At 48.0% G+C, this 19,197-nt stretch carries 16 protein-coding genes; 4 read left to right on the forward strand and 12 right to left on the reverse strand.

Annotated elements, in window-relative coordinates; translation table 11 throughout:
- Positions 1–5: 5 nt before the first annotated feature.
- The 5 genes from F569_RS16570 to F569_RS0104995 are packed head-to-tail and all read right to left on the reverse strand — an operon-like array spanning position 6 to position 4,527.
- Positions 6–1,022 carry a methylenetetrahydrofolate reductase gene (locus tag F569_RS16570; protein WP_051279335.1) on the reverse strand — a complete coding sequence of 339 codons (1,017 nt, stop codon included), beginning with the start codon at positions 1,020–1,022 and terminating at the stop codon, positions 6–8.
- The gene (locus F569_RS0104980) at positions 1,019–1,477 is read right to left on the reverse strand and encodes a methylenetetrahydrofolate reductase C-terminal domain-containing protein (protein ID WP_026941301.1); all 459 of its coding nucleotides are present in this window, start codon (positions 1,475–1,477) and stop codon (positions 1,019–1,021) included. The genes F569_RS16570 and F569_RS0104980 overlap by 4 nt, the downstream gene beginning before the upstream one ends.
- Positions 1,470–2,105 (reverse strand): DUF1638 domain-containing protein, encoded by a 636-nt coding sequence (locus F569_RS0104985; RefSeq protein ID WP_026941302.1) that lies wholly within the window; start codon positions 2,103–2,105, stop codon positions 1,470–1,472. Before F569_RS0104985 ends, F569_RS0104980 begins: the two co-directional genes overlap by 8 nt.
- A 6-nt stretch (positions 2,106–2,111) precedes the next feature.
- Complete coding sequence (locus tag F569_RS0104990) at positions 2,112–2,801, reverse strand: corrinoid protein (RefSeq protein WP_026941303.1); 690 nt, start codon at positions 2,799–2,801, stop codon at positions 2,112–2,114.
- 25 nt (positions 2,802–2,826) lie between these two features.
- Complete coding sequence (locus tag F569_RS0104995) at positions 2,827–4,527, reverse strand: formate--tetrahydrofolate ligase (protein ID WP_026941304.1); 1,701 nt, start codon at positions 4,525–4,527, stop codon at positions 2,827–2,829.
- Between the two features lie 230 nt (positions 4,528–4,757).
- Between F569_RS0104995 and F569_RS0105005 the strand changes: the two genes are divergently transcribed.
- Both F569_RS0105005 and F569_RS0105010 read left to right on the forward strand, forming a co-directional pair.
- On the forward strand, positions 4,758–6,107 hold the full coding sequence (locus tag F569_RS0105005) for a M24 family metallopeptidase (RefSeq protein WP_084168796.1): 1,350 nt from the start codon (positions 4,758–4,760) through the stop codon (positions 6,105–6,107).
- Between the two features lie 42 nt (positions 6,108–6,149).
- Positions 6,150–7,109: a GlxA family transcriptional regulator gene (locus tag F569_RS0105010; RefSeq protein ID WP_026941307.1), complete on the forward strand. Its 960-nt coding sequence runs from the start codon at positions 6,150–6,152 to the stop codon at positions 7,107–7,109.
- Here the strand turns inward: F569_RS0105010 and F569_RS0105015 are convergent.
- From F569_RS0105015 to F569_RS0105045, 7 genes are all read right to left on the reverse strand, one after another.
- Complete coding sequence (locus F569_RS0105015) at positions 7,104–8,345, reverse strand: MFS transporter (RefSeq protein WP_026941308.1); 1,242 nt, start codon at positions 8,343–8,345, stop codon at positions 7,104–7,106. The genes F569_RS0105010 and F569_RS0105015 overlap by 6 nt on opposite strands.
- Before the next feature lie 121 nt (positions 8,346–8,466).
- Complete coding sequence (gene fdhD / locus F569_RS0105020; protein ID WP_084168798.1) at positions 8,467–9,258, reverse strand: formate dehydrogenase accessory sulfurtransferase FdhD; 792 nt, start codon at positions 9,256–9,258, stop codon at positions 8,467–8,469.
- Positions 9,259–12,096 carry a formate dehydrogenase subunit alpha gene (gene fdhF, locus F569_RS0105025; protein ID WP_026941310.1) on the reverse strand — a complete coding sequence of 946 codons (2,838 nt, stop codon included), beginning with the start codon at positions 12,094–12,096 and terminating at the stop codon, positions 9,259–9,261.
- A gap of 4 nt (positions 12,097–12,100) precedes the next feature.
- Positions 12,101–13,645: a formate dehydrogenase beta subunit gene (locus tag F569_RS0105030; RefSeq protein WP_026941311.1), complete on the reverse strand. Its 1,545-nt coding sequence runs from the start codon at positions 13,643–13,645 to the stop codon at positions 12,101–12,103.
- A complete protein-coding gene (locus F569_RS16575; RefSeq protein WP_034387221.1) occupies positions 13,642–14,121 on the reverse strand; it encodes an NADH-quinone oxidoreductase subunit NuoE family protein in 480 nt (159 codons plus the stop codon). The genes F569_RS0105030 and F569_RS16575 overlap by 4 nt, the downstream gene beginning before the upstream one ends.
- 70 nt (positions 14,122–14,191) lie before the next feature.
- Positions 14,192–15,328: an aromatic ring-hydroxylating oxygenase subunit alpha gene (locus F569_RS0105040; protein ID WP_026941312.1), complete on the reverse strand. Its 1,137-nt coding sequence runs from the start codon at positions 15,326–15,328 to the stop codon at positions 14,192–14,194.
- A 94-nt stretch (positions 15,329–15,422) separates the two neighbouring features.
- The gene (locus F569_RS0105045) at positions 15,423–16,385 is read right to left on the reverse strand and encodes a LysR family transcriptional regulator (RefSeq protein ID WP_034387223.1); all 963 of its coding nucleotides are present in this window, start codon (positions 16,383–16,385) and stop codon (positions 15,423–15,425) included.
- Positions 16,386–16,595: 210 nt separating this feature from the next.
- Here F569_RS0105045 and F569_RS0105050 point away from each other — a divergent pair, with 210 nt between their 5' ends.
- Both F569_RS0105050 and F569_RS0105055 read left to right on the forward strand, forming a co-directional pair.
- Positions 16,596–17,945, forward strand: a complete 1,350-nt coding sequence (locus tag F569_RS0105050; protein WP_026941314.1) for an NAD(P)/FAD-dependent oxidoreductase — start codon at positions 16,596–16,598, stop codon at positions 17,943–17,945.
- 140 nt (positions 17,946–18,085) lie between these two features.
- Complete coding sequence (locus F569_RS0105055) at positions 18,086–19,192, forward strand: dimethylsulfoniopropionate demethylase (protein WP_026941315.1); 1,107 nt, start codon at positions 18,086–18,088, stop codon at positions 19,190–19,192.
- The last annotated feature ends 5 nt before the right edge of the window (positions 19,193–19,197 follow it).

The raw sequence follows: 19,197 nt of genomic DNA on the forward strand, positions 1-19,197 counted from the left end.
TAATCCTAATTAATCTCTGCTGTTTCCGGTGCCCATGGCACGCGTCCATCTAAAACGCCTGAACGTTTTACAACATCTTTGACCCATTTTTCTTGGCGGTAAGCCATGACGTGAACACCGCTTACGCCAGATGTCTCTTTGAGCTGCTGCATGATTTCGACGCAGATGTTGCGTCCTTCCCGCAAAGGCTTATCTGCGCCTTCGAGGCGTTTAATGATCGCATCGGGAATATGGACGCCCGGTACATTTGCGCGCATCCATTTTGCGGTTCTGGCTGAAGGTAAAACACCCACGCCAATAAGAATATAGGCTTTCTCAGTTAGCCCCATATCGACGGCTTTCTTCATAAACTCCTTAAGGATATCCATATCAAAACAATATTGTGATTGAATATATTCTGCTCCTGCCTCAATCTTTTTAGCGAGTTGATCGACTCTGTTCGGGATAGGCGGCACAAAAGGATTAATAGACGAGCCGATAAATAATTTAGGCGCGAGATCAAGTTTACGTCCACTTAGAAAACGCGACTCATCACGTAACACTCTTAAGGTTCGCGTCAGCGACACACTATCAAAATCAAAAACGGGTTTCGCCTCAGGATGATCGCCAGCACCAACATCATCACCTGAAAGGCATAAAGCATTACAAACTCCCAATGCCGCAGCGCCCAATGTATCACCTTGAATCGCAATTCTATTTCTGTCGCGACAGGATATTTGTAATATTGGAGAATACCCCGCACGCGTAAGAATAGCGCAAACAGCAAGACTGGACATATGACAATGCGCGCCCGATCCATCCGTCGCATTAATGGCGTCAACATACCCATCAAACAAAGAGGCCCGCGTGAGGACTTCATCAGGGTCAGCTGAATCAGGCGGAGCAATCTCTGTTGTGACAGCAAAATGCCCTGCTCTTAAAACGCGCTCAAAGCGGCCATGCGACACATGCCCCGGAAGCTGCGGAAGCGGATCGCCAGGATTAGTTCCAAGCGTTTCAACATTTGGAATTTCTTCTATCATTTGGTGTCCTCAGCGAGTTCTTCACGCGCTAATTTAAGCCAAGTGGATGTTCCTTTTTCACGGTGATCAACTGCAAAATCGATGGATTTGATAGCATCTCCGTCTTTCATTCGCGAGGCACCATCCCAAGCCGCGACCCAAACACAGCGCATCTCAGGTTTGACTTCGCACATACCATTAGGGCGAACACCTCCACAGGGTCCATTACGAATAGTTTTGGGGCAATTCATCGGACAGCTCATGCCTGTTTTGGATAAAGCGCAATTTCCGCACATCTGGCAATCGAACAGAAAACCTTTCAGTCCCGCTTCTGCCGCCGTGATGGGTTTATCTAACTTTTTGCCAAAGACTTTTGTGACGCCCTTTAACACGGCAATAATAGCTGGGTTCACAGTATTATAGAGCCCTTCCATAAAGCGTGAACGACGCACAGACCAAAGACGCACCTTATACATGGCTCATGCTTTCTTGATTTTTGACCTCTAAGCCAAATGATGTGATAGCCGCCTCAAGCTCACCATAACCTGTGAAATGATAGTTATAAGACAGGCCTAATTTATGGGCAGCCTCTTGGGCTTGAACTTGCAAGTCCTCATCCTCGGTCTGCGCCAAATAAGTCAATTTCTTATAATGCTCGAAATAAGTGTCAATCAGATTAGGGTATCTGTCTATGCCCATGCCCTTGATAATCAAAGTCTCGAAATGACGCACCAAATAATCGGTCAAGAAAAATGTCCCTAACTCTGCTTCCATCATATGATCGAAATTATTTAGTCCGGAGTAGAATGCATAGCAATGCGCGCCCGGTAGACGCGTCGCATTTGGATAGCTTTTAAGTAACCTATCCAAACCGCCGCCTGTACCGCAATCACCATAGCCAATCAGAATAGTGTTGTACCGCGCTGCGCATTCGTCCAAAATTGCTTTAAGACCAGGAACGATCTTTTCAGGATGATTGTGATAACCTGCCGGCAAACATTTTAGCTCTGCTTCTTGGCTCACTTGCCCTAACAAATGAACAAGCTCCTTGGCCAATGCACCGCAAGCCAGAATAAGTGTCTTATGTTGGGAGCCGGATCTCACAACGGACTATCTGTTCTTACCCATAATGGCTTTGGCGAGTTCAGAACTCATCGCCGCATCGCGGCCATAAGTGTGGGCATTAATGGCATCTGCAAATTCTTGATTAAGCGGCGCGCCGCCCACCATAACAGGTAACTCTTTGAGAATACCACGTTTATCCAGCTCTTCAATAACAACGCCCATGTAAGGCATAGTTGTTGTTAGAAGCGCTGACATGCCTAGGATATTTGGCTCATGTTCATCTATAGCGGCAAGATATTCTTCGACTGGCGTATTAATACCCAAATCAATGACCTCGAAACCGGCGCCTTCAAGCATCATCCCGACAAGGTTTTTGCCGATATCGTGAATATCACCTTTAACCGTCCCGATAACGTATTTCCCAACGCTAGAGTTATTTTCACTGGCCGCAAGGATAGGACGCAGCAGGTTCATCCCGCCCTTCATCGCATTGGCGCTTTGTAGAACCTCCGGCACAAAAAGAATACCGTCTCTAAAGTCAACGCCGACAATACGCATCCCCTCAACCAAAGCATCATTGAGAACCATATTCGCATCCCAACCGCGGTCGAGCAGGATTTGCGTGCCCTCTGTGACCTCTGGAATCATCCCATCATAGAGATCATCCATCATTTGAGCCACGAGCTCAGTGTCGTCCAAATCCTTTAGGATAATCTCTTCATCTTGATCGCTCATAAATAATCTCCTTTACCGAATCTCATCATGCAAGGCCGACGATTTGTCCGTCTTCATCAAGACCAATATCCAATGCAGCGGGATGGCGCGGCAGACCAGGCATGCGCATAATCGTTCCACAAATAGCCACGACGAAACCCGCACCTGCGTTTAGTGTGGCCTCACGAACTTCGACGGTATGGCCTGATGTTGCCCCTAGTTTTTTAGGGTCTGTCGAAAAACTGGATTGTGTCTTGGCAATACAAATCGGTAAGTGACCGAATCCCATTTTTTCAACCTGGCGGAATGTTGTTTTGGCTGCAGCGCTAATCACAACACTTTCAGCGCGGTAGATTTCCTTTGCGACTTTTTCGACTTTAACTGCAAGCTTGTCAGTATCATCATACATCAGAGTGACAGATGGCTTGGGTTTTTCAAGCTCTGCCTGAACGGCTTTTGCAAGATCTTCAGCCCCCGCGCCGCCTTCGGCCCAATGACGCGCTATCACCATGGGAACATTTTCTTGATCGCAAATTTCTTTGACTACGGCGATTTCCTCATCTGTATCATGGATAAAGTGATTGATTGATACCACAGGCGTCAGACCAAATTTCTTCAGGTTTTGGATATGACGCTCGACATTGACGCAACCCTCACGGACAGCTTCAATGTTTTGTGGCCCTAACTCATTTTTCGGAACCCCGCCTTGCATCTTCATAGCTCGAATTGTGCAAACGAGAACAACGGCATCAGGACGAAGACCTGATTGACGGCATTTAATATCGAGAAATTTCTCTGCGCCCAAATCAGCGCCAAATCCTGCTTCTGTGACAACAACATCTGTCATCTTAAGCGCAGTTTGTGTCGCCACAACTGAGTTACAGCCATGAGCGATATTGGCGAAAGGCCCGCCATGTATAAAGGCCATATTATGCTCAATCGATTGCACAAGATTTGGCTGAAACGCATCTTTGAGCAGAACAGTAACAGCGCCATCAGCGCCAATATCTCGCACCGTCACGGGTTTTTTCTTTGACGTCTTCGCCACAATGATGTCGCCAATGCGCTTTTGAAGATCTTTCAGATCCGTCGCCAGACAGAAAATCGCCATAATCTCTGACGCGACTGTAATGTCAAACCCGCCTTCGCGAACAATACCCTGAGTTGGACCGCCAAGCCCCATCACGATATGGCGAAGCGCGCGGTCATTCATATCAACGACGCGGCGCCACGTGATACGGCGCGGGTCAATATCTAGCTCATTGCCCCACTGCATGTGATTATCCAGCATCGCTGAAATCAGAGAATGCGCAGACGTAATGGCGTGAAAATCCCCGTTGAAATGAAGATTAATATCTTCCATTGGTAGAACCTGAGCACGTCCGCCTCCCGCAGCCCCACCCTTCATACCAAAGCAAGGACCCAAAGAAGGCTCTCTAAGGCAGACCATAGACTTAACGCCGATACGGTTAAGTCCGTCATTCAGGCCAACAGAGGTTGTCGTTTTACCCTCGCCAGCTGGTGTTGGCGTTACTGCTGTTACAAGCACTAATTTCCCGTTTGGCTTATCTTTTAGGCTGTCAATATAATCTAAAGATAGCTTTGCTTTGTAATGGCCATAAGGCACGAGGGCTTCAGCGGGAATGCCAAGCTTTTCTTCCGCCAAAGGCAAGAGACTCTTCATTTTAGCGGCGCGCGCAATATCAATATCTGCTGCACCAGGTGCCGGGAGGTTCTGTTGTGTCATGCCTGAAAGCCTATCGTAATTTTATTTAAAACTAGAGAAAAAAAAGCATATAACTTTTCAATAAACGTCAAATAGTTTACAAAAAACGACGTAGCCGATTTTTCCTCATACAGGCCTTTAGCACCTGAAATCGCACCTGCACTTATGAATGGAATAATAAATTTGAATGGTTCTCTCATTCAAGACAGCAGCTATACGCCTCCATGGCCAATTGCTGTATCTGCTTTGCTATGAGATTTTCGCAAACGCCTTTGACAAGACCGCCATCAGAGTTACGCCGTAAAATCGGACCTCAATTTCAAGCGGATATAGAAGCCCGCCGCGCTTCATTTGATAGCCCCGAAATAGGCCCGACCTTGCGAGCGATGACAGAACTAGCGGAACTAGGGTTATCTCTGCCTGATCTTGCGAAAATGCGTCACTATCGCAGAGGCCGCATCATGGCAGAACTTCGAAAACACCGCCTTGGAGGGATGTTATTATTTGACCCTATCAATATTCGCTACGCCACAGATTCGATGAATATGCAAGTCTGGACCCTGCATAATCTCGCCCGCGCCGCCTTCATTAGCTCAGAGGGTTATATTGTGCTGTGGGATTTTGTGCATTGCGAGCATATGACCAAGCACCTGCCTTTAATAAACGAAGTACGCAGTGGGGCCGGAGCCTTCTATTTTGAACATGGCGCAGAAGAAGCTTCTCAAGGCTCAAAGTTCGCGCAAGAAATAAAAGATGTGATGGCGCAACATGGCTGTGAAGGCCGCATCGCTATTGATCGTATGGATATAGCTATCTCCCAAAGCTTTCAGGATAAAAATATCTACTATGTTCCGGGACAACCCATCATGGAACAGGCGCGCCTAATCAAAGGCCCCGATGAGATAAAAGCCATGAAATGCGCGGCTGCAGCCTGCGAACTTGCCGTTAAGAAGATGCATGAAGCTTTAGAGCCGGGACTTGCTGAAGTTGAGCTTTGGGCGGTGCTTCACCATGAAAATATTGCGCGCGGCGGAGAATGGATAGAAACGCGCATTCTTTCTTCCGGCCCCCGAACAAATCCTTGGATGCAGGAAGCTGGCCCTCGGATCATAAAAGACGGAGAGCTCTTGGCTTTTGATACTGACTTGATCGGGCTTTACGGAATGTGCTGTGACATGTCGCGCACCTGGTTGGTAGGCGATGGCAACGGAACAGCCGAGCAGAAAGATTGTTACCAAATAGCCTATGATCACATCAACGAAAATACAACCCTACTAAAACCGGGCATTTCATTTAATGAACTCACATTTAAAGGTCATGTTTTACCTGAAGCGTTTCAAGATCAAAAATATTGTGTGAAAATGCATGGTGTCGGATTATGCGATGAGTATCCCAGTATTTATTATGAAGACCACTTCATAGAAGGAGCATTTGAAGGTGAATTACAGCCTGGTATGACATTATGCGTTGAGGCTTATATAGGTAAAGTCGGCGGCATTGACGGCGTGAAACTTGAAAATCAAATCCTGATAACCGAGGATGGATATGAAAACCTAACGCCCTATCCCTATGAAGAACGGCTGTTGTATCATGCTCACTAACCCATCGCCCAAACACAGCTATACAGAGTTTGTTTCACATTAATGTTTGGCCAAGGACCACATAATCGAAGCCAGAAAATCGGTTTCATTCTGATACCTGATTTTTCAATGATGGCCTTTACGGCCTGTATTGAACCTTTGCGCACTGCCAATCGCCTCAGCCGAAAACCTCTTTATGACTGGCAAGCCCTGAGCCTTGACGGGCAGCCCGTGAAAGCCAGCAATCAGGTGACAATAACACCCGATAATGCATCTTCTGATATCACGGATTGTGATGTGATATTTATCTGTGCAGGCTTGCGCCCCCGCCGTTTTTTAACGCCTCAATTAAGTGCAGAAATAAGACGGTTTAATCGAAAAGGCATGCCGATTGGGTCTGTGTGCACAGGCTCAGAAGCCTTAGCTTATGCGGGCGTTTTGACAGGACATCGCTGCACCATACATTGGGAGAATATTGAAACTTTCAAAGAGCTTTACCCGGCACTTGAGATCACAGCGACCTTGTTCGAAATTGATCGCAAACGTTACACATGTTCGGGCGGGACGGCCCCAATTGACATGATGATACACTCTATAAGGCTTGATCATGGTGATGCTCTGGCGCAAAACGTGGCTGAGCAACTCCTGCATAATTTTGTGCGAGAACCTCATCATAATCAGCGCATGGCAATTGATCACCGCACTGGACTCAATCACCCCAAACTCCTCGCAGCTATTGGCTATATGGAAGCTTATATAGAAGAGCCACTATCTTTAGTCAGGCTAGCTCAGAAAGTAGAGCTATCATTGCGGCAGTTAGAGCGCTTGTTTAAAGCGCAGCTCAATACCTCCCCGGGAAAATATTACCTCAATTTACGGCTTGAGCGGGCGCGGCATTTTCTGCGCCAAACTGGCATGTCAGTCATGGAAATCGGACTTGCAAGCGGATTTAACTCAGCCTCAAATTTCTCACGCTGTTATAAAGCACAATTCGGTCACTCACCGCACCAAGAGCGCTTATAACTTTTTCTTCCGCTTTAGAAGGTTACGTGGATCCGTTCGCAAAATCAGCATCATGGAACGCGGACGCGCGACATTGACGTAATCTCCGCCTTCTGCTGGTTTACGTTGAGATGTACGGTAAAGAGCATAAACCACCAATCCGGCATGCACAGCAGCCGTAAAAGCAAACATGGCCGAAGCGGTGTATAGCGACATGATAACTGGCGCAATAGAAGGACCTACAACAGAGCCAATTCCGTAGATTAGAAACAAACCGCCGCTAATCGCAACGAATTCATGAGGCTCAGCATAGTCATTTGCCAAAGCTGCCGAAAGACCAAAGAGCTGCATGGCAAATGCGCCGTAAAGGGCTCCGCCTAGGAGCAGCATCATTTGAGATTTAGGTGCATATTGCCAAAGAAAGACGCCCGCCCCTACGCTGAGAACTGACATGACAATAATCATTATACGGCGCCCAAATTTATCCGAAAGAACTCCGACCGGCCATTGCAAAAAGGCCCCAGCGGCAATGGCGAGGCTCATAAATGTCGAAACAACAATTATCGGATGGCCGAGCTGCTTTACAAAGACAGGCGCAACACCCCAGAAAGAGCCATTAGACAAGCCCACAGCAAAACACCCGGCAACCGCAAGCGGAGAGGTTTTGATGAGTTTTTTCAAGTTAAGCGAAGTTTGCGAAACCGCTACAGGCGCTTTGGAGGTTGAGACTGAAATAGGAAATATCGCCATCGAAATACAAATCGCTACGATTGAAAACAAAACGAAATCTTTGGGGTCTGCTAAAGTCAGCATGAACTGCCCGGCTGTCACTGCGCCTAAGTCAACCATACGGTAAACGGCTAAGACCTGCCCTCTTTTTTCATTCGGGGCTTGTTCGTTGATCCAGCTCTCAATCAGCATATACAGCCCAGCAAAGCTGAAACCCGTAATGACCCGCAAAATCAGCCATGTCGGGACATTGATTAGCAAAACATGAGTCAGTGTGGCCGCCGCCGTCAAAGCTGATAATGCGGCGAAAACCCTGACATGGCCAACACGTTTAACCAAATAAGGCGTTCCAATACAGCCTCCAATAAAGCCTGCAAAATATGCCGAAGTTAAAAGCCCAATTGCGACAAGAGGAAAGCCCTCGGCTTCCGCGCGAATAGCGATCAATGTGGAGAGCAAACCTCCGCCCGCAAGCAGGATTGCGGCTGAAATTAACAGCGCCCCAATAGAGCTCAGAACAGCCCGCATTGCCTTACATCCTGTTAGGCGGTCTAAAGCCGCGCATTTAATTCTTATTTCGCCTTATGGCGGCTTTCAAAATTTAGCAAGCCAGAAAAGGCGCATAACTCTATAACTTAAACCTTTATTGTTATCCGCTTATTTTAACGCCTTGATTTTCAAAGCGCGCATAAAGGGCCATATTTGCCTCTGTCGCCTTACGCGTTGCAAAAGCTGTCGGGCCAGACATAGAGAGTATCGCCTGAACGCCGCGCCGGGCGGCTTTCTCCACGATTTCATAAGAACAGCGGCTCGACATCAAGACAAAACCTTCTGTTACATTGGTGTTCTTTTGGGCCATCGCCCCTAAAAGCTTATCAAGCGCATTATGCCTACCGACATCTTCGCGGCTGAGTTCAATATCGCCTTGCTGCGTCACCCAAGCCGCCGCATGGACACTATGTGTTTGAGCGTTGAGAGGTTGTAGCTGCCTTAGGGATGTCATCGCTTTGGCCATGGCCTCTTTCGATAAATCTATCGGGGTTTGCGCGATCTTTGGCAAAACCTTGAAAAGTGTATCGGCATTCTCAAGCCCGCATAATCCGCAGCTGGCCGAGCCAACTAAGTTACGGCGACGCTGCGTGATATCAAGTCTTTCAAGCGCGTGCTTTTTGATCTTAAATCTTAGATCAGCCCCCTTTTCAGATATGTAAATATCAAGGGAAAGGACGTCATTAGGTGTTTTAATAACCTCTTCGGTTAAGGCGAAGCCTAGACCAAAATCTGTTAAGTCATGAGGCGTTCCCATCATCACAGCGTAGTTCCGCCGATTAAAGACCAAGGCTATCGGGACTTCTTCGGGTATGAACCAGTCTTGGTCCCCTGCCTTTACGGAATGCGAGACTGCAAGATGTTCCCCGTGAACTTTTACGGGGAAAACCATTTACTCAGCCGGTTCAGAAATCTTCCGATATTCGGAGAGCTCTTCTTCATAATTCATCTGCCAATCAGATTTATGGTTTGCCGGCGCAACCGCAACGGCTGTGACCTTATATTCAGGACAGCTTGTGGCCCAATCCACATTATCTGTTGTAACGACATTTGCGCCTGTATCAGGGTGATGGAAAGTCGTGTAAACAACGCCAGGCGCCATGCGGTCTGATAGCTTCGCGCGAAGCGTGATTTCACCTTTACGAGATTTGAGCGAGACCCACTGGCCATCCCTCACGCCTTGCGCCTCAGCATCAGAGGGATGGATTTCAAGAACGTCTTCATCCCACCATTGATTATTTTCAGTTCTACGAGTTTGCGCGCCCACATTATATTGGGATAAAATACGTCCCGTCGTCAGGATAAGCGGGAACTTCCGGTTCGTGCGCTCAGGTGTTGGCTGATATTCAGTTGGCACGAATTGTCCCTTACCGCGTACAAATTCTCCGACATGCATGACTTCCGCTCCGTCAGGATGTTCATCATTGACGGGCCATTGGAGGCTTCCCGCCTCGTCCAATACTTTAAAGCTTACATTGGCAAATTGCGGCGTTAGGTCTGCGATTTCGTCGAGAATTTCAGACGCTGAGTTAAAGCCCATATCAATACCCAAAGCGCGGCCCAAATCCTGAGTGACTTCCCATTCATGCTTACCCGTTGCAGGTTTCATGACGGGACGGACTCGGTTAATGCGGCGCTCAGCATTGATAAATGTGCCGTCTTTTTCAAGAAAGCTTGTTCCCGGTAGAAAGACGTGGGCAAAGCGCGCAGTTTCATTCAGGAATAAATCCTGTACAATCAGGATATCTAGCGCTTTAAGAGCGGCCTCGACATGTTGAATATTCGGATCGGACTGAGCTACATCTTCACCCTGAATATACATGCCTTTATACGTTCCGGCGCAAGCTTCATCGAACATATTCGGAATACGATATCCCGGCTTGTTATCAAGCTTTGTGCCCCATTTTGTTTCAAATAGTCCCCGCGCGACATCATCGCCAACGGGGCGATAGCCTGAGAGCTCATGCGGGAAACTCCCCATATCGCAGGACCCTTGTACGTTATTTTGCCCGCGCATGGGGTTTACCCCAACGCCGGGGCGTCCGATATTACCTGTCGCCATCGCAAAATTCGCCATGCCCATAACCATGGTTGAGCCCTGACTATGTTCCGTTACGCCCAGTCCGTAATAAATGGCAGAGTTCTTATGAGCCGCAAATAAACGCGCCGCGCCAATAATGTCCTTTGCAGGTACGCCAGTAATGTCAGATACTTTTTCTGGCGAGTTCACCTCGTCCAAAATAGCCGTTTTCCATTCTTTATAACTCGCCGTATCTGTGCGCGTTTTAATGAACTCTTCATCGAGCAATCCCTCTTTAGCCGCCACATGGGCTAGGCCGTTAATCAAAGCGACATTGGTTCCAGGCTGAAGCTGTAAATGATAATCTGCCTTAATGTGAGGAGAACGCACGAGATCAATACCGCGCGGATCCACAACAATTAGCTTCGCGCCTTGCCGCAGGCGGCGTTTCATTTGTGACCCAAAGACCGGATGGGCATCCGTCGGGTTCGAGCCGATAACCATGATGCAATCCGCTTCCATAACGGAGTCGAAGTTCTGAGTGCCTGCGCTCTCACCAAAAGTTTGCTTAAGACCATAACCCGTCGGCGAGTGACAAACACGCGCACATGTATCGACATTATTATTGCCAAAGCCCTGCCGAATAAGACGCTGAACCAACCAGACTTCCTCATTAGTGCAACGGCTGGATGTGATGCCTCCAATGGCTTTAATGCCATAGTCTTTTTGGGCGGCCTTTAACCGCTCCGCTGAGAAACTATAAGCCTCTTCCCAGGACACTTCGCGCCATGGGTCTGTGATATTTTCGCGGATCATGGGTGTTGTGATGCGGTCTTTATGGGTCGCATAGCCAAAGGCAAAACGTCCCTTTACGCAGCTATGACCGTGATTAGCTTTGCCGTCTTTATAAGGCACCATACGGATAACTTGATCGCCTTTCAGCTCGGCCTTGAAAGAACAGCCGACCCCGCAATAAGCACAGGTCGTTAAAACGGTGCGGTCTGGCACGCCGTGCTCAATAACGGATTTTTCCTGAAGCGTCGCCGTTGGGCAGGCCTGCACACAAGCCCCGCAAGACACGCATTCGGACTCCATGAAATTCTCGCCCATAGAGGCAGAAATTTTTGAATTAAAGCCGCGGCCTTCAACGGTTAAAGCGAGTGTTCCTTGCACCTCATCACAGGCTCTGACGCAGCGCGAACAGACAATACATTTGCTCTCATCAAAGCTGAAATAAGGATTAGAGTCGTCTGTTGGGGCATCCGTATGATTTTCGCCTTCATGACCGTAACGCACTTCACGCAAGCCAACAGCTCCTGCCATATCCTGTAATTCACAATCGCCGTTATCGGAACAGGTTAAGCAATCCAGCGGATGGTCAGAGATGTAGAGTTCCATGACGCCTTTGCGAATTTTCGCAAGATGCTCATCCTGTGTTGTAACTTTCATGCCCTCTTCAACAAGGGTCGTGCAGGAGGCCGGCGTGCCGCGTTTGCCTTCGACCTTACAGACACATAATCGGCAAGACCCAAAAGCGTTGAGGCTATCTGTGGCGCAGAGCTTAGGAATAGGAATACCGGCTTCTGCAGCTGCGCGCATCACAGAAGTGCCTTCCGGGACAGAGATATTATGTCCGTCAATTTCTACGGTGACAGTTTTATCCGATTTCACCTGCGGCGTACCGTAATCTGTTTCCTGCAATAATGCCATTATCTTACTCCGCAGCCTTTTCTAGAGGGCCCGTAAATTCTTCTGGAAAAGCCTTCATTGCTGTGCGCACTGGCATAGGCGTTAAGCCGCCCATCGCGCAAAGAGAAGCCTCTTCCATTAAGTCGCATAAGTCTTCTAGCACATCTAGATTAGCGGCGACATCTTCACCCGCAGCAATTTTATCGAGCGTTTCTTTCCCGCGAACAGAGCCAATGCGGCAAGGCGTACACTTACCGCAAGATTCAAGCTCACAAAACTCCATCGCATAACGCGCCATTTTCATCATGCTTGTCGTATCATTATAAACGACAATGCCGCCATGTCCGATCATGCCTCCCGCTTCAGCAAGGCTTTCATAACCAAGGCTCGTCTCAAACTGCCCAGGTGTGAGGTAACCGCCTAAGGGACCACCAATTTGAACGGCTTTTACAGGGCGCCCTGAACGTGTGCCTCCGCCAAACTCGTTGACGATTTCATCAATCGTCACGCCAAATGCCATTTCTATGAGCCCGCCTTGCGCCACGTCACCTGCGAGCTGAAAAGGTTGTGTTCCGCGTGACCGACCCTGTCCGTAATCCGCATATGTTTTCGCGCCTTCAGATAAAATAAAAGGCACGGTGGCAAGGGTCAGAACATTATTCACAATAGTGGGCTTGTTAAACAGACCTGAAATCGCGGGGATGGGAGGTTTGACTTTAACTTGTCCGCGCTTACCCTCAATACTTTCCAGCATCGAGCTCTCTTCTCCGCAAATATAAGCTCCTGCGCCAACACGGATGTGAAGATCAAAATGGGTATCAGATCCACCAATATTTTGGCCTAGCCATCCTGCATCTTCCATAGCTTTAACTGCGCGGCGCATGACCCGAATGGCATGTGGGTATTCTGAACGGATATAGACATATCCCGTCTCGGCGCCAATAGCACGGCCGCCAATAATCATACCTTCAATAAGAGAAAACGGGTCGCCTTCCATAAGCATGCGGTCGGCAAAGGTTCCGCTATCGCCTTCATCAGCATTTGCGCAAATATATTTTTGCTCAGATGTTTGCGCATGCGCAGTTTTCCATTTTATGCCTGTTGGGAAACCTGCACCGCCGCGCCCGCGTAGTCCTGACTCGAGAACTTCTTCCACGATACTTTCAGGCGGCATTGAAAGCGCCTTTTTCAATCCTTTTAATCCGCCATGCACCTCATAGTCTGCGAGGCTGAGGCGGTCTATTACGCCTACACGTGCAAAGGTCAGGCGGTCTTGTTTGGCAAAGTAAGGGATAACCTCGGTCAGGCCGTGCGACAGCTTATGGTCTCCGCCGTTCAAAAAACCAGCATCGAAAAGGCTTTTTACATCTTCGGGCTGAACGGGGCCATAAGCAACGCGGCCGGCATCTGTTTCAACTTCAACCAAGGGCTCAAGCCATAACATGCCGCGTGAGCCCGTCGCGATAATCTCCACATCATTTCCACCCTGCGCCTTAATTTCTTCGGCCACATCATAAGCCCCGACAGACAAGGCAGCGGAGTCGCGCGGGATATAAATTTTTACGCTCATGATATTTGCGCCATATGTTTCGCGGTGATGGCGTTGATTTTAGCTCTATCAACGCGGCCATAAAGTTTGTCATTGACCATGATAGCGGGCCCCAAAGCACAATTTCCAAGGCAATAGGCTGCAGCTAAAGCAACCTCAGCCCCGCCTTCATCTAGTTTTACGTCAAGTAAAGTTTCAGCCTCTGTTATGAGCGTATCTGCGCCAACAGCCTTGCAAGCTTCGGCGCGGCAGATATGGAGGGTGAGTTTCGCGCCAGGCTCGCGCTTATAGTCATGATAAAAACTGACAACACCATGGATTTCTGCGCGTGAGATATTCAGGGCCTGGGCAATGGTTCTCAAAGCACTGTCACTGAGATGACCTTTCTCATGCTGCACATCGTGCAATATTTCTAGCAGCTCATCAGCCTGATCGCCATGAGCGCGGCAAGCCTCACGCGCAAACTTATCTTCTACGGTATTAAGCAGAGTAACCATAATGCGTCCTATTGCTGATAGTTCTAACAAAACAAGAGGCGCAATGCATCATTAGAGTTAGAAATATTAGCTATTCATTTGACTGCATCTGACGGGCGACCCACTTATGAAAAACATGCGTTGGGCCGTCCATCACAGGCGAAAACTTACCGCCATCAAACATCGGACCATTACGGCCTTTTTGCATGCCCTCGACAACACCGATATCCTCTGAAAACACATCTTGCCAAATACGTGTATTTTCCTTGAGTAGGTCTTGCCATTGCGGCGTATCAATATGCTTATCAGCATAAAATAAGGCGCCGCGTTCAAATGTTTCTTCAGAGCTTTGTGGCATTAAAATGGTGGCATAAGTGTGATCGCGGTGAACACCCATGAGGACATTCGGGAAAAATGAAACATATTCAGCCTGCTTTTCCCATATGGGTGATAAGTTTTTAAAATCAGGAAAGCGCCTGTCGTCTTTGCCGACAAGTTGATTATAGTTGCGGCTACCCTGCCCTGCATAGCCCGAGCTATCATCGATCGGATAATGAACACTAATCGGCGATATTTCATTGAGTTCAGGGTGCACCCAAGGCAGATGATAAGACTCGCAAAAATTCTCAATTGCTAGCTTCCAATTCGCAGACACCTTCATATCAAAACGGCTGGCCGTACCGCCAAGGTGATAGGGCTGCTGAAATTCCGACCACCGCTTTAAAAGATCTTTATGGACCTCCTCAAAAGGCGCCGCATCCCCAGAGATGTTCACGAAAACAACGCCGTGCCAAATATGGCTTTTAATTGCGAAGAGGCTAAGCTCGGCAGGCTTTATGGCCTCATGCGTATCTATCTCAACTCCACCCACATAAGGCGTTCGAACCAATTTACCTTCATGAGAATAGCACCAACTGTGATAGGGACATCTTATGGGGCCTTTTAGATGGGTGGGCTCATCAACTAATATCATACCGCGGTGGCGACACGTATTCTGGAAGACATTTACCGCGCCATCCTTGGCCCGCACGAGCAAAAGCGGAACCCCCATAAAGTCTACAGGAAACGCATCACCAGGTATTTTCACGTCGCTCTCAAAGGCAACAGCCGACCAATTTTTAAAGAAAAGCACCTCACGCTCTCGCGCATACATATCCGCAGAAATATAGTGCTCATTGGGGAGCCCGCGAGCGGTAGCCAATGGTTTTATGACGTTTTGTAAGCTCATACTAAAACCCTAAAAGCGTCAGGCCTCATGTGGCAAGAGTATGTGTTGACCAATTAGAAAAAACCATAACCCAGTATTAGCCGCATTAAACTCTCTAATCCTCATTTAAAGAGATCATGTCTTCAAGCCAAGGCACTTGGTCATAGAGCTTGGGAAGACAGTGTTTTTTTAGAATACGCCTTGATTCAATCGCAATTTTTTCTGGTATATCTCCAAGATTATCCTCGCGAGATAGCAGGTCAAAATGACGACTAAAGCTTCCGCGCTGAATGGGTTGAATATCCACATGCGGTATCAACTCAGGGTTTTCGAGTAGACATAAAGGCGTTGTAACGCCCCAACCTAATCCCTTAGCAACCGCCAGAGTATGTGCGGGGGCCCTGTCAAATTCCGCAATATCAGGGAATTTCAGACGGAGCCGGTTAAGCTGCCGTTCAATCCTAAGGCCCATCGCAGAGCGGATTGAAAATCTAAGAAATGGCAAATCTCTTTCCCCATCTTCGAGTTTCGTCGAACCTTTATGCGTCTTGGGGAAAATGAGAACATAAGGTTCTTGAAAAACCTTATAACGGTTAAGCCCACTAACATCTTCCATCACATCACTCGTCGTTATGATAAGGTCGATATTATGAGTCAGAAATTCTTCGCGGTGATAGGGTGATAAACCGCTCCAGAACCTCCAATAGCTTGAGACTTCATTCATTGTTTCATAGAGGTGAGAGCCTAGAACCGCCGACATGCTATCTGTCATAGCAACTGTGAGAGACGCTAATCGGCGGCGCTCTAATGTCCGAGTTTCCCGAAAAGCCTCTTTGGTATCTCGCAGAATTTGCCGTCCGCGCTCTAATAATATACGCCCCGCAGAGGTGAGTACTATTGGCCGAACAGAACGATCAAAAAGCTTGACGCCGACAGCGTCTTCGAGTCCTGCAATGATTTGGGAGACCGCGGATTGGGTCATGCGCAATACTTTCGCGCTTTGGGTCATACCCCCTTGGTCCGCTGTAATGACGAAAACCTGCAAAGACCTAAGGTCAAAGTTATTTGGAATTTTCATATCCCAAACCCCCAAACTATATTTATAAAAACGCCATTACCATTAGTAAGAATTAAGTAAAGCCCCTTAAACATACCATTTTTGGGTATAATTGGCTCAGAATAATCATAATTCATAATGCTTGCGGATAAATATAGTTGAATAGCAGCATCTTTTATTGTTCCTGAAAAGCAAGACGCCTACCGATATATAAACGAATAGGAGCGTCAGATGGGAATCCCCGCATCTTCGAAATATGTCATTATTGGAGCCGGCATTCACGGATTGTCTACAGCTTATCACCTGGCCTTGGAGTTAAAAGCTGCGGGCAAAGGTAGCGGTGAAGACATTGTAATTTTGGATAAAAGCGGAATAGCTTCCGGCGCGTCGGGCATTGCTTGCGGCGTCGTGCGTAATAATTACTACCAACCCGCTATGCGTGAGTTAATGGCACATTCTGTTGATGTTTGGGAGTCAGACCCCGAGACCTATTCCTATCATCCTGTGGGCTATATGCAGATTTCCTGCGAATCCATGCATGAGGATATTAGCGAGATCTATGAACAGCAGCGCGCCATCGGATATGACTCGGTGCTCATAGAAGGCGAAGCTGATTGCGATAGCTATATGAAAGACATCTATGCGGATTGGCAGGCCCAAAATATCACCTCTGTCCTGCATGAAAAAAAAGGCGGATATGCGAATAATACAAAATCCATGTATGGATTAGCAGGTAAAGCCGAGGCCGAAGGTGTTCGCATCATATCAGGCATTGAGGTCACAGGGTTTAAACGTGCCAATGTCGCCTCATCGGCTATCCGCGCCGTTGAAACGTCGAAAGGTAATATTGAGTGCGATTATGTTGTCATTGGCGCAGGACCGTGGGTACGTGATTTTTGGAATATGCTCGAACTGCCCAAAACTGTCAGCATTAAAGGCAAAGACGGCCAAACACATGATGGCATAGATATGTGGACCTTCTGGCAACTTGAGGAAGGCGTGCTGAATGTTGATCCGGATATGTTTAAGACAAATGAGGGCAAACAACCCCCGGTCATGCATGTCGATACAGATGCCACGCTCTATTCGACTGTAGATGGGTCTGTAATTGAGCAGAATAAAATTTGGGGGCTTTATTACAAACCCGACTTTCATTTTGGCGGCGTCCAAGGCGGCGCAATGCCTTACCCCGTCACAACACCAGTGGATGAGCTGCAACTCGATCCTTATGGCCCGGCCTCACCAGAATGGGTTAGCTCACCTGAATTTGCCCATATGTGGGTTTCAGCTCTGGCCCATTGCCATAAACGCTTTGAAGGTTTGATGGGGTCATATCACAAGGAGCCGTCAGGCGGTGTGGGGTGCTTCACACCAGATAGCTTCCCCGTTTTTGATGAATTTTGCGAGAATGCTTATATTCTGGCGGATAGTAACCATGGTTACAAGATGATCGGCGTCGGGAAACTGGTGGCTGAACACATAATGGGGGAAACGTCAGAACTTCTAAAACCCTTCAGATTTGCCCGCTATGAAGAAGGCGAATTACACCCAAACTCAAACAGTCCCTTTCCGTGGAGTTAAAACCTGTAATTTTAGTTGAAACCAGATATATTACGCCGTTCTAATTCTAAATATTAGAAAACAGTAAAGCGAAAATTTTTGGTGACAGAAAATATTATTTTCCTGTAGGCGGAAATTAGAGTTTTTAAGGGGATTACTCTATGCAACCTGTTCTATCGATTTCGCGCCGTCTGCGCCGTACACCTTGGACTGATAAAAATACAGCTCATGGTGTCAAAGGTTATACCGTCTATAACCATATGCTTTTGCCTACCGTATTTGACAGTGTCGAGGCTGATTATCATCACCTTAAAAATCATGTCCAAGTCTGGGATGTCGCCGTTGAACGGCAAGTCGAACTAAATGGCCCTGATGCTGCCAGACTCATTCAGATGCTCACCCCTCGTGATCTTACCAAGATGAAAGATGACCAGTGCTATTATATTCCTGTTGTGGATGAAAATGGCGGCATGCTTAACGACCCGGTCGCGGTGAAGCATGATGAAAATCGCTGGTGGATTTCAATTGCGGATTCAGACCTCATTTATTGGGTAAAAGGCCTTGCGGCTGGGAAAGGCCTAAACGTGACCATCCACGAGCCGGATGTCTCGCCCCTAGCCATACAGGGGCCTAAAGCCGATGATCTGGTGGCGCGGGTTTTCGGTGATGATGTGCCTGATCTTAGGTTTTTCCGGCACCGCAAAATTTCTTTCAATGGGAAAGAGCATACAATTGCGCGCTCAGGTTACTCGGTTCAAGGCGGATTTGAAATCTATGTTGACGGGTCAGATCAGGGCGAAGCGATTTGGGATGCTTTGTTCGAAGCTGGGGAAGATCTGAATGTCAGAGCTGGTTGCCCGAACTTGATTGAGCGTATTGAAGGCGGGCTCCTGTCTTATGGAAATGACATGACAATCGAAAATACGCCTTACGAGGCAGGATTAGGGCGGTTTTGCAAAGGCCCTGCTGCGGCGGGTTGTATAGGCGCTGAGGCCTTACGCAGAGAACAAGAAAACGGGCCTAAGCGGCAAATTCGCGGATTATCTATTTCGGGGGACTCAGTCCCTCCCTGCCCGGACTCATGGACGATCACCAACGGTACGTCAGAAATCGGGCAAGTCACATCTGCCGCGTGGTCACCTGATTTTAACACCAATGTCGCTATCGGCATGGTGACGCGAGAGCATTGGGATATCGGAAATGTCGTGACCGTCAAAACACCAAATGGGGACCGCGAGGCCACGATTTGCAAGCTACCATTCAAGTAAGCTAA

Origin of the sequence: Hellea balneolensis DSM 19091, assembly GCF_000428525.1 — a bacterium.
Lineage (GTDB): Bacteria > Pseudomonadota > Alphaproteobacteria > Caulobacterales > Maricaulaceae > Hellea > Hellea balneolensis.